Origin of the sequence: Phocaeicola dorei, from assembly GCF_013009555.1 — a bacterium.
GTDB classification, from domain to species: Bacteria; Bacteroidota; Bacteroidia; order Bacteroidales; family Bacteroidaceae; genus Phocaeicola; species Phocaeicola dorei.
This window is the reverse complement of sequence record NZ_CP046176.1, coordinates 2169288-2181763: the sequence shown is the minus strand read 5'-3', so window position 1 is coordinate 2181763 and position 12476 is coordinate 2169288. Positions and strand designations below refer to the sequence as shown.

Here is a 12476-nt window from a genome sequence, read left to right as displayed (position 1 = left end):
TGGCATCAGGTACACTGTTGCACCTCCGGTTATTCTACCCTTCTATCTCGCTCAGTTCCAACCAGCGCATGGTCTTTTCATCAATCAAATCATTCAGTTCCGGCAACCGTTTGGATTTCTCCGTCAGTTCCTCCACTCCCAGCGTACCGCTGCAAAGGGCGGCTTCTATATCGGCCTTCTCCTGCTCCAGCCCGGCTATTTCTTGTTCCAGCTGCTCGAACTCTTTCTTTTCCTTGAAAGACATTTTCCGCTTGTCATTCAAGCGCACGCGGGCGGTCTTTTCCTCCTTCGGCTTCTCCGCCTCTTTCTCGCGCTGCTCTTTCGCCTCGCGCCAGTCACGATAATCGGAGTAGTTACCCGGAAAATCACGAATGTCTCCCTGTCCCTTGAATACCAGCAAGTGATCTACCACCTTGTCCATGAAATAACGGTCGTGGCTTACTACGATTACACAGCCCTTGAAGTTCTGCAAATATTCTTCCAATACCTGAAGGGTGATGATATCGAGATCGTTGGTAGGCTCATCCAGCACCAGGAAGTTGGGATTACGCATCAGCACCGTACACAGGTACAGGCGGCGGCGTTCTCCCCCACTCAGTTTATATACATAACTATGCTGTGTTTCGGGGGTAAACAGAAAATGTTGCAGGAACTGGGATGCGGTCAGCTTCTTGCCATTTCCCAATTCGATGACTTCGGCAATATCCTGCACCACGTCGATGACCTTCATTTGCTCATCAAACTTCAGGCCGTCCTGAGAATAGTATCCGAAACGGACTGTCTCACCGATATCCAGTGTTCCACTGTCCGGCTTCTGTTCGCCCATCAGTATTTTAATGAACGTGGACTTTCCCGTACCATTGTTTCCCACGATGCCCATCTTCTCATAACGGGCAAAGATATACGAGAAATCTTCCAGAATCTTCAAATCACCGAAACGCTTGTACAGATGATCCGCCTCAAAAATCTTGGAGCCGATGTAAGAGGCTTTCATATCCAGTTTCACATTGCCATCGTTGAAACGCTGCTTCGCCACTTTCTCCAGTTCGTAGAAAGCTTCTTCCCGATAACGCGCTTTATGTCCGCGTGCCTGAGGCATACGGCGCATCCACTCCAGTTCTGTGCGGTACAAGTTATTGGCACGGGCTATTTCGGCATTGGTCGCCTCGATACGCTCCTGCCTCTTTTCCAAGTAATAGCTGTAGTTCCCTTTATATGAATAAACCTGCTGATTGTCTATCTCGATAATTTCAGAGCAGACGCGGTCCAGGAAATAACGGTCGTGCGTCACCATGAGCAGACTGATGTTTCCCCGGCCGAGATACCCCTCCAGCCACTCCGTCATATCCAGATCAAGATGGTTGGTAGGCTCGTCCAAAATCAGGAAATCGGGCTCGGTTATCAGCACATTCGCCAAAGCCACCCGTTTCAACTGACCTCCGGAAAGATGTTTGATCTGCTGGCTGAAATCCCGGATTTTTAATTGAGAAAGGATTTGTTTCGCCTTCCGTTCATAATCCCATGCCTTTTCGTGCTCCATCCGTGCCAACAGCTCTTCCAGTCCCGGATTGCCTTCGGTTTCCATGCAGCTTTCATATTCTTTGATGAGTTCCACCGTGCTGTTTCCGTGATAGAAACAGGCTTCGAGCACGGTCAGTTCCTCAGGATAATGGGGGTCCTGTTCCAGATAACCTACACGCAGATCACGACGGAAAACAATACTTCCTTCATCATATCCTTCCTTACCTGCTATAATATTAAGCAAGGTAGTCTTGCCTGTACCGTTCTTGGCTATCAAGCCGATGCGTTGTCCTTCGGCCACTCCAAATGAAATTTCCCGGAACAATACCAAGTCACCGAATGACTTGGTAAGTCCGTCTACTTGCATATATGGGGTCATTATTTGTCTATTTATTTAAATCATCCAGCACAGCTTCCGCCTCGCGCTTTATTTTCCTGAATTCAGATTTAAGATCACAGGGAAGTTTCCTTTTAGCTTTTTCCCAAATCAATGCCGCCGGGTTCAAAACCATCTCCGAGTGCACAAACTGCAAGGCGGGATATTCTTTCTGATCCTCTATCACAGTCACCCATTCCATACCTTCCATCTCGTTCACCAGAATCGTCCCGAAAGCGATACCGAAATTCTCCCAAGCCATGCGCTGCTGCGCCTGGAAACGTCCGCTATCCATCACTTGCTGCATACTGTCAAGATCCGCTTCCGATGAAGTGAAATCCTTGGTCAATTGTTTTTTTATGGTAGTGGAAGCCCATTCAAAAGCCGCATTCACTTCCCCTATTTCCAGCACACGGATAGGGATAATTTCACGTGGATAATTCACTCCTTCCTTACGAAGCTGCAAAGACTTGATTATCTCTTCAGCAGGGTGTTTATCACCTCCTTTAGGTACGGTAAAAGAACATTCCAAAGAGAGATTACCTGCACCTGTCACCCAGATATGAGTGGTGTACCAGGCTCCTTCCTCTTGAAAAGTTTCCGCACTGTAGGCACAATCCCATTCGCCCACTTTCACCAAAGTGGAAGAAGGATTTTCTTTTAACTCGTATGCGATGCATTGCTGACCATAATCAACCCCTTCATCCTTATAAGCCGATATGCGGAAGTTCCCTGTCCACCGATCGGGATCATAAAATAAAAAGCTTTCTTCTGTATCTTCAAACTCGTGCCAGTTCATGGGATATTCCAATGAGAACCAGCCACCGGGAGAAATGTATTTCATAGTCTCTATCTTTTAAATTCATTACTAACGGAAACGATTGTTTTATTTCACCGGCAATATCTCAATCCAGTAATCATCCGGATCATTGATGAAATACAACCCCATTGCTGTATTTTCAAAACAAACACATCCCATTTCTTTATGGAACTTACGTACTTCGTCATAATCACCTTCCACACGCAGGCACAGATGGCTTTCGTTCTCACCCAATTCGTATGGTTGGCTATGGTCACGCAACCAGGTCAGTTCCAACAAAAAGTTGCTGTGGTCATCGGCCATATAGACCAATACGAACGAACCGTCCGAAGCCTCTTTGCGGTGAGACTCATGCAATCCTAATGCTGTTTCATAAAACTTGATACTCTTATCCAGATCAGTTACATTGATATTAAAATGATCAAATCTTCCTTTTACTTTCATATCATGCCATTCTTTTGTTATTCAATATTTATTTTTTGACCGCTATGCGTCAATGACTCAAAATGCACTCCATGTGCTTCGGCAAAGTCGCAGAAAGCATTCGCCTTTGCATACTCCGGTGTGAAATGCATGGGTACAAAGATATGAGTTTTTATTTTTGTCACAAACTGTTCGGCTCCCCGCATATATTCTTTTCCCAAACGTGGGTCTACCGGAAACATAGCCACATCCACTTCATGCGTATAAGTATAAAGATCATCCAGCTCATGCAGAAAATTCTTCTCGGCTCCTTTCCATTCTGTTTCGGTACTCTCGTCCATCCAATGCCAGTTGTTCAAATCTCCTGCATGGAAAATCTTTTTTCCATCTGCCTGAAGCAGAAAGGAAACTCCCACATCCGTGGAACCGAAAGCACGCACAGTTAATGTTTCATCCTTATATTCCTCACCTTTTTTCAGCCAAACAGCATCCTCTTTTTGCGCCCTGCGATGACGCAAAATATCTTTCGAGAAAATAAAGATGATATCCGGTCGGATTTCACGCCATTGCAAGACTGCTTTGTTAAAATGATCGGGATGAAAATGACTGGCCAGAACATATAGTTTTCCGGGTCGCCGCAATAGTTCGCTGTGCACGATTCCTTCCGGCATCCCGTTCCCCGGCTCTCTGAAAACTCCATCCATCAGCCGGTTTAAATCTGACTGTGCCTGCCCATCCTCTGAATCACGGTAATAATCCATAATTACAGTAAAGCCATCGCCCAACAAGGCGAATCCACTGTGATATATATAAATAAGTTCCATATCTATACAACAAATTTATTTACCGATAGGTTGTACCTGCGCACGAGTCTTTTTATCGATTTCCAGAAACATATAATTCACTTTGCCCGAATGTATCAGGGAATCATTCTCCTGATATTTCCTGGTAGCATATTCTTTTGATTTCTCATAGGTCAGCTTCGACATCTGGTTCTGGGATTTGCCCACCATGGTAGAGTCCAACTTTTCGTCCGGAAAGAAATCATCCAGATTCACATCTCCGATCATAGTGGTTTCCAAGAAATTCATATTCTTATGCGACTTGTCTGTATAATATCCCACAAACATGTGTCCCGGTATACGCACTAGAATAGGATTGATATTGATAGCTTTCAGTAACGAAGCCAGCAACACACTGCCGTCCACACAGTTAATCTGAGAAGACTCCAGCGCATCATCCAAAGTACGGACGCGCTGTGTATAAACCACATTGGATGACAAACTGGTATTAGTTGTGGAACTATATTTAAAGTTTCGTTTCTGCAATACATTCCACAATGCATAAACCTGCTTGTCCACATTCTCTTCCTGATTGGCATTACCCTGATATCCCAGGAAACGGTTTACAATACGCGTGTCCAGGGCTTCACGCAATAATTTGTCAATCTGAGGATGCTCCTCGTTGACATAAGCCGCAAAAAACTCTCCCGTATCATGAAACTTCATTTTGTTATCCACATATCCCAAAGGGCATTCATTAATACTGCGCATTGAGATTGTCTTGAGCCGCTGTGGCAGTTCTTTTCCATTCAATTCTGCCTTGACGGAAATACTAACGGGCACTGCCTGATTATTATCACGCAAAGCCTGATAGTTCCATATAATATCCGGAAAAACCAGATATTCTTTTCCTGCCTTGGGTAAAATGAATTCAGATACAGACTGAGAGAAGAAAGGGGTTTCGGCCACTTCTATACGCAGTTTGCTATTGGCATAGCTGTTTTTCAAACGGATGGCAATACAGGATTTAGGATTACCGATATAATCAGAATCAGCCGGAACAATTAAATTGGCATCTGTTGTTGCAGTAGAGAGTATGGTTGAAGGGAAAATATTGCCACCTAACTGGTCGGTAATTTCAAATCCGGTTTTAAAAGGCTCATACCGATAGACGAAGACTGAAAACGCCATGACCAGTATAGCAGATAATATTAATGTGGACCATTGCCACTTGTTCAGTTGTTTCATACTCCACCTTTCTACGCTATCTGTTAGTTATTTGTTGTTATGGTTCCTCATCCACCATGACTCACTACGGATTACACAGATTTGCACAGATTCAATATCAAACAATTGATTTTAATAGAAAGGATCTGTGCCAATCCATGTAATCTGTGGTGAAAAACTCATTATCTCACAGCAATGCTCTCGATTTCCACCAATGCACCTTTCGGCAAAGCTTTAACAGCTACGGCAGAACGAGCAGGAAAATCGCCATCAAAATACTTGGCATAAACAGCGTTCATTTCAGCAAACAAAGACATATCTGCCAAAAATACGGTTGTTTTTACGATATTAGCAGTAGTCAGACCAACTTCTGCCAATACATTCTTGATATTCTCAAAAACCTGGGTAGTCTGTTCAGTCACTCCGCCCGGAACAAATTCACCTGTAGCAGGATCAACAGGAATCTGACCTGAAAGGAATACCATACCATTCACTTCAACAGCTTGACTGTAAGGACCTATAGCAGCAGGAGCCTTTTCTGTAAAAATCACTTTTTTCATCTTTTCTCTATTTAATAGTTAAGTAAAATCAAATTTGACGGGCTAAATTAGTGTTTTTTTTGCTATCTCATGCAGATTCCACTGAACAATCTGATCTCTTTTTACGTTCATTTAACATCAGGCTTTTGATAGACAGAAAGGATGTTTCCGAGTGTCGGATTTTTTATTAAATTCATTAAATTCGGCAAAAAATCTTTCGCAGTATGCATCAGATTAAAAAAAAATGTCTACTTTTGTCCACGGTAAATACGTCAGACCCTATCCGGGAAAGTCTATTTACTTCCTGATAACAATCAAAAACAAATCAATCCCATAATCGTAATTATGAGTGCATCCTCCTTTAACACATGTTGTGCAGATCGTACTCCTTAATTATACCATTAAAAATATTAAAAGAAATATATTACTAATAACTATACTCTATGTATAACATTATTCAATTAAACGACAAAGACTTGTCGGAATTACAATCTATTGCCAAAGAGTTGGGTATCAAGAAAACAGATTCTCTAAAAAAAGAAGATCTGGTTTATAGAATTCTAGACGAGCAAGCCATAGTCGGAGCAACCAAAAAAGTAGCGGCAGAAAAAGCCAATGAAGGTCAGCCACGCAAAAGATCACGTATCAACGTCAAAAAAGAAGGTGACAAAGTCTACACTGCTACCAAAGACAAAGCACAGAAACTGGAAGCCAACACCCCACAACCTGCCACAGCAGCCGAGACTGTAAAAGAAGCTGCTCCTGTAGCGGTAACACCACAAGAAGAACCTGTAGCTGAAACAAGCGCAGAAGAAAAAACACCTAAGAAAAGAGGACGTAAACCGGGTAGCAAAAAAGTAACTGCCAAAACTGAGGAACAACCTGCAACGGAAGTTAAAGAAACAGTAAAAAAAGAAGTAAAGGCTGAAACTGAAGCACCTGCAAAACCTGCTCCCCAAAAAGCCAAAAAAGAAGAAGCACCTGCTGTTCCTAAAGAAAAAGAAGTAATTCTTCCGGAACTTGAATTCGGCAGCGAAGCGGATGACTTTATCCCTATCGAGGATCTTCCTTCAGAAAAAATAGAATTGCCAACCGAATTATTCGGTAAATTTGAGGCTACCAAAGTAGAAACTCCGGCACCAGCTCCGGCACAGCCTGCCCCCCAAAAATTCCAACCTCGCCAACAGCGCGATCAAAATCAGAAATATAACAATCCGCGCAATAACAATTACAATAACCCACGTCCGGCAAATAACAATATGATAGCGGATGGAGAGGCATCTGTAAATGTTCCCCAGCAACAAGAACGTAAACAGGTTGAAAAGCCTTACGAGTTTGAAGGTATCCTGACGGGTACAGGGGTATTGGAAATTATGCCTGACGGATATGGTTTCCTCCGTTCATCTGATTATAATTATCTTTCTTCACCGGATGATATTTACGTTTCACAGTCACAAATTAAATTATTTGGTCTGAAGACCGGAGACGTAGTGGAAGGTTCTATCCGCCCGCCAAAAGAAGGTGAAAAATATTTCCCGCTAGTAAAGGTTGAAAAGATAAACGGTTTGGATCCCGGATTGGTACGCGACCGTGTGCCATTCGATCACTTGACCCCATTATTCCCTGACGAAAAGTTCAAACTTTGCAGGGGAGGATACAGTGATAATCTTTCTGCCCGTGTGGTAGACATGTTCTCACCTATCGGTAAAGGCCAGCGTGCACTGATTGTCGCTCAGCCCAAAACCGGTAAGACCATCCTGATGAAGGATATTGCCAATGCAATTGCAGCCAACCATCCGGAAACTTACATGATCATGTTGCTTATCGACGAACGTCCCGAAGAAGTAACAGACATGGCACGCAGCGTAAATGCTGAAGTTATCGCCTCTACTTTTGATGAACCGGCAGAACGCCATGTAAAAATTGCAGGTATCGTGTTGGAAAAAGCAAAACGCATGGTAGAATGTGGTCATGACGTAGTAATCTTCTTGGACTCCATTACCCGACTGGCACGTGCGTACAACACTGTTTCCCCTGCTTCCGGTAAGGTATTATCAGGTGGTGTGGACGCTAATGCCCTGCATAAGCCCAAACGTTTCTTCGGTGCAGCCCGTAACATTGAAGGCGGTGGTTCACTGACTATTATTGCAACCGCACTGATTGATACCGGTTCTAAGATGGATGAAGTAATCTTTGAAGAATTCAAGGGTACAGGTAATATGGAACTTCAGTTGGACCGCAACTTGAGCAACAAACGTATTTTCCCGGCAGTAAATATTGTAGCATCAAGTACTCGTCGCGACGACTTGTTGCTTGACAAAACTACATTGGACCGTATGTGGATTCTCCGCAAGTATCTGGCAGACATGAATCCTATCGAAGCAATGGATTTTGTAAAGAGCCGCTTGGAGAATACCAAGGACAACGAAGAGTTCCTGATGAGCATGAATTCATAAAGAACAGACTATTTTTCCTATATAAAAGACACAGGCTGTACCTTTTCATCAAGGTATAGCCTGTGTCTTTTATATAGGAAGATAATAAAACTTGGGTACAAAAGCAAATGCTCTCCGTCTGATTAAAAAGACCTTTAAATCCGGAGAACCCATGAAAACAACATTTATTTGCTTTATAGCATTTTTCAGTTATACCTTTAATTTAATTGCAGGAGATATTTACATTTCCCCTCGCGGCGACGACAAGGCTGCCGGCACACGCCAACATCCTCTTCAAACATTGGAGCAGGCTATAAAACAGGCACGTGAATGGAGAAGACTGCAAATGCCCGAAACAGCAGGAGGTATAAATATCATACTAGAGGAAGGAATATATCCACAATATAAAAGTCTGTTCATCCGGCCCGAAGATAGCGGAACAACAGACTCTCCCACTCTCATTACAGCTGCTCCCGGCGCTCGTGTAATCCTAAGCGGAGGAATGCCTGTAACAGACTGGAAACAAGGATGTGGAGATGACAGAATACCTCCATCCATAAGAAAAAAGATATGGGTGGCAGAAGCTCCTCATATAGGAAACAGAATATTGGAAACCCGTCAAATGTGGATAAATGGAGTAAAAGCACAACGGGCTTCCCAATTTCCGGACGGTGTGATGGAACGCATGATTGATTTCAATCCGGAAGAGGAAACAATTACTATCCCTACTCCACAAACAGCAGGTCTGACTACTGCTTCACAACTGGAAATGATTGTTCACCAACGTTGGGCCATCGCCATACTGAGAGTAGAGGAAATGCTTACCCAAGGAGCAAAAACAATTGTCCGTTTTCATGATCCCGAAAGCCGGTTGGAGTTTGCCCATCCCTGGCCTCAACCTGTCATCGACGGAGAAAAAGGAAATTCCTCTTTTTGTCTGGTCAACGCTTTGGAACTATTGGACCAACCCGGAGAATGGTATCAGGATTATCCCTCCGGACGCATTTACTATTACCCACGTCCTCACGAAGACATGACGAAGGCACAAGTCATTATTCCGGCTTTAGAAACTTTACTAACTATAAGCGGAACATTGGAACGCCCTGTAAGGAATATACATTTCCAAAATATATCTTTCGAGCATACCTCATGGATGCGCCCATCTTATCAAGGGCACGTTACATTGCAAGGAGGACTCCATCTATTGGACGCTTACAAGCTAAGCATCCCCGGATTACCCGAAAAAGCCGAACTGGAAAACCAGGCATGGATAGACAGACCCGAGGCAGCAATACAGATAAAATGCGGTAATAACATCAATTTCAACCATTGCACATTTCAGCACTTGGCAGCTACGGGAGTAGATTATGAACGCGCCGTATCGGCTTCCACCGTTGAAAACTGCCATTTCACTGATATAGGTGGAACAGCCTTATTAGTAGGTACTTTTCCCCACGAAGGATTTGAAACACATGTACCTTACAAACCCTTTCATGAACAGGAATTATGTACGGGAATCACGATACGGAATAACTTGATAGAGGAAGTGACAAATGAAGATTGGGGATGCGTAGGTATCGGTGCCGGATATGTAAAGAATATCCACATAGTACATAATGAGGTATGCCACGTCAATTATTCAGGTATCTGTGTGGGATGGGGATGGACGTTACTGGAAAGCGGAATGAGTGGGAACCGGATTGAGGCTAATTACGTCCACCATTTCGCCCGAAGACTATATGATGCCGGTGGACTCTATACCCTTTCCAACCAACCAGGCTCTGTAATACGTAATAACCGGATTGAACATTTAACGGATGCTCCATACGCTACTAATGACCGTGCGTTTTACATCTATTTTGATGAAGCGACAGATGGCTATACCGTAGAAAACAACTGGTGCCCATCCCAGCGTTTCGATTCCAACCGGCCGGGGCCTCATAATGTGTGGAAGAAGAATGGTCCGCAAGTAGATAAAAGTATAAAACAAAAGGCGGGCAGACTCCCCCTAAAGTGCCTTACACCACTACAAGGGAGCATTGAATCCACCCGAATACAGAAGGAAAACAATCAAGAATAATTATAAAACAATATAACAAAAGGAAATGAAACCAACTAATTACCACTTATTCGATTTTCTGGACTTTGATCCTGATCTGTCAAGAGACGAATCATTATGGAAAGCATACAAGCCCACCGCAGTCTATGAAAAAGATGGAGATATCTGCATAAGTGTCCCCTTCCAAAAGCAAGTGCTCTCTAACGATATGGCACCCGATACTGCATTCCCCCGTGAAGAATATACGCTGGTCATCCGTCAATATACCTCAGGCATCACCCGGCTCTTTATCGGATTCGGTGAAGAAAGCATGACGGATCAATCAGAAATGCTTCAATTCAGCGACCGGATAAAGAAACTTCCTTTGCAAGTAACACAAGTAGAAGGTGAATGGATTATCTCCACCCAAGACGGAATACAACGGGCACTTATCAATATAAAGCCTCCGGTATTAGACCGTTGGAGCGAACTCCTGCCCGATCCTCAAGAAACATTGGATCTTCGCCTTTACCCTGACGGCAAACGTGAAATCCGCCTGGCTGCCTACGACCACTTCTCCCCTCCCCGTTACGATGCGCTGCCATTGGCTTTCTGCAAACGAAACGGAATGAAGGAACGTGCCACTCTTTCCTTTGAATCAAAGCCTGATGAATGTTTTGCCGGAACAGGGGAACGCTTCGCAAAAATGGACTTAAGCGGACAAACTTTCTTCTTAAAGAATCAGGATGGCCAAGGTGTAAACAACCGCCGTACTTATAAGAATATTCCTTTCTACCTCTCCAGCCGGATGTATGGAACATTCTATCATACCTGCGCCCATAGTAAACTGTCATTGGCAGGACAATCCACCCGCTCGGTACAGTTTCTGAGCGATCAGGCCATGCTGGACGTCTTCATCATAGCAGGTAATACTATGGAAGAAATCCTCCGGGGCTACCGGGATCTGACCGGATATCCTTCTATGCCTCCCCTCTGGAGCTTTGGCATCTGGATGAGCCGCATGACTTATTTCAGTGCTGATGAAGTAAATGAGATATGCGACCGGATGCGTGCCGAGCATTACCCCTGCGATGTAATCCATCTGGACACCGGCTGGTTCAAGACCGACTGGCTGTGCGAATGGAAATTCAACGAAGAACGCTTTCCCGATCCCAAAGGGTTCATCCAAGGCCTGAAGAAAAAAGGATACCGCGTATCCTTATGGCAACTCCCCTACGTGGCCGAAAACGCCGAACAGATAGACGAAGCACGCAAAAACGATTATATAGCTCCGCTAACAAAGAAACAAGATTCGGAAGGTTCCAATTTCTCCGCTTTGGACTATGCCGGAACCATTGACTTCACTTATCCCAAAGCAACCGAATGGTATAAAGAACTGCTGAAGAATCTGCTGGATATGGGCGTGACCTGTATCAAAACCGATTTTGGAGAAAACATCCACATGGATGCTCTCTATAAAGGCATGAAACCCGAATTGCTGAACAACCTGTATGCATTGCTTTATCAGAAAGCCGCTTATGAAATCACAAAAGACGTTACCGGTGACGGCATTGTATGGGCACGCTCGGCATGGGCAGGATGCCAGCGCTATCCGCTGCATTGGGGAGGTGACTCATGCAGTTCATGGGATGGGATGGCAGGCTCACTGAAAGGCGGCTTACATTTCGGACTCTCCGGATTTGCATTCTGGAGCCATGATGTTCCGGGATTCCATACATTACCTAACTTCATGAACTCTGTAGTAGCCGATGATGTATACATGCGCTGGACACAATTCGGCGTATTCTCCTCACACATCCGCTATCACGGAACAAACAAACGTGAGCCGTGGCATTATCCGGCTATTGCTCCGATAATAAAAAAATGGTGGAAATTACGCTATACACTTATACCTTATATTATAGCACAAAGTCGGAAAGCTATCTCAAGCGGAGCACCTCTCTTGCAAGCTCTGATTTTTCATCACCCTGAAGACAAGCTGTGCTGGCACATCGACGATGAGTACTATTTCGGTAACGACTTCCTGGTAGCTCCGGTCATGAACAGTGAAAACCGCCGTGACGTCTATCTGCCCGAAGGACAATGGGTGAATTTCTTCACCGGTGAAGTGCTGGAAGGAGGACGTTGGTTAAAAGACCTGGATGTCCCCTTGGACGAAATGCCCGTATATGTACGTCAGGGAGCGACTATTCCTGTTTACCCGGATGAGGTGGAGTGTACGGATGAGATGGATTTAAGTAAGAGCGTTGAATTGCACATTGACAATCATTTTAAAGGAATATTTAAAGACTAAC

Annotated in this window: 9 protein-coding genes; 3 read left to right on the top strand and 6 right to left on the bottom strand. The window is 44.2% G+C overall.

Annotated elements, in window-relative coordinates; all coding sequences use genetic code 11:
- Positions 1 to 34: 34 nt before the first annotated feature.
- From GKD17_RS08940 to GKD17_RS08915, 6 genes are all read right to left on the bottom strand, one after another.
- On the bottom strand, positions 35 to 1900 hold the full coding sequence (locus tag GKD17_RS08940) for an ABC-F family ATP-binding cassette domain-containing protein (RefSeq protein WP_032936562.1): 1866 nt from the start codon (positions 1898 to 1900) through the stop codon (positions 35 to 37).
- A gap of 7 nt (positions 1901 to 1907) precedes the next feature.
- Positions 1908 to 2741, bottom strand: coding sequence for a DUF3805 domain-containing protein (locus GKD17_RS08935; RefSeq protein ID WP_007838474.1), 834 nt, complete (start codon positions 2739 to 2741; stop codon positions 1908 to 1910).
- 42 nt (positions 2742 to 2783) lie between these two features.
- Complete coding sequence (locus tag GKD17_RS08930; protein ID WP_007838473.1) at positions 2784 to 3161, bottom strand: VOC family protein; 378 nt, start codon at positions 3159 to 3161, stop codon at positions 2784 to 2786.
- Positions 3162 to 3178: 17 nt separating this feature from the next.
- A complete protein-coding gene (locus tag GKD17_RS08925; protein WP_007838472.1) occupies positions 3179 to 3964 on the bottom strand; it encodes an MBL fold metallo-hydrolase in 786 nt (261 codons plus the stop codon).
- A gap of 15 nt (positions 3965 to 3979) precedes the next feature.
- Positions 3980 to 5170: a hypothetical protein gene (locus GKD17_RS08920; RefSeq protein WP_007838471.1), complete on the bottom strand. Its 1191-nt coding sequence runs from the start codon at positions 5168 to 5170 to the stop codon at positions 3980 to 3982.
- Between the two features lie 161 nt (positions 5171 to 5331).
- Positions 5332 to 5709, bottom strand: coding sequence for a RidA family protein (locus GKD17_RS08915; protein WP_007838469.1), 378 nt, complete (start codon positions 5707 to 5709; stop codon positions 5332 to 5334).
- Between the two features lie 422 nt (positions 5710 to 6131).
- Here GKD17_RS08915 and rho point away from each other — a divergent pair, with 422 nt between their 5' ends.
- From rho to GKD17_RS08900, 3 genes are all read left to right on the top strand, one after another.
- A complete protein-coding gene (gene rho, locus GKD17_RS08910; protein ID WP_007838467.1) occupies positions 6132 to 8144 on the top strand; it encodes a transcription termination factor Rho in 2013 nt (670 codons plus the stop codon).
- A 151-nt stretch (positions 8145 to 8295) separates the two neighbouring features.
- A complete protein-coding gene (locus GKD17_RS08905) occupies positions 8296 to 10203 on the top strand; it encodes a right-handed parallel beta-helix repeat-containing protein (RefSeq protein ID WP_032936719.1) in 1908 nt (635 codons plus the stop codon).
- Between the two features lie 25 nt (positions 10204 to 10228).
- Positions 10229 to 12475, top strand: a complete 2247-nt coding sequence (locus GKD17_RS08900; RefSeq protein ID WP_007838465.1) for a glycoside hydrolase family 31 protein — start codon at positions 10229 to 10231, stop codon at positions 12473 to 12475.
- The last annotated feature ends 1 nt before the right edge of the window (position 12476 follow it).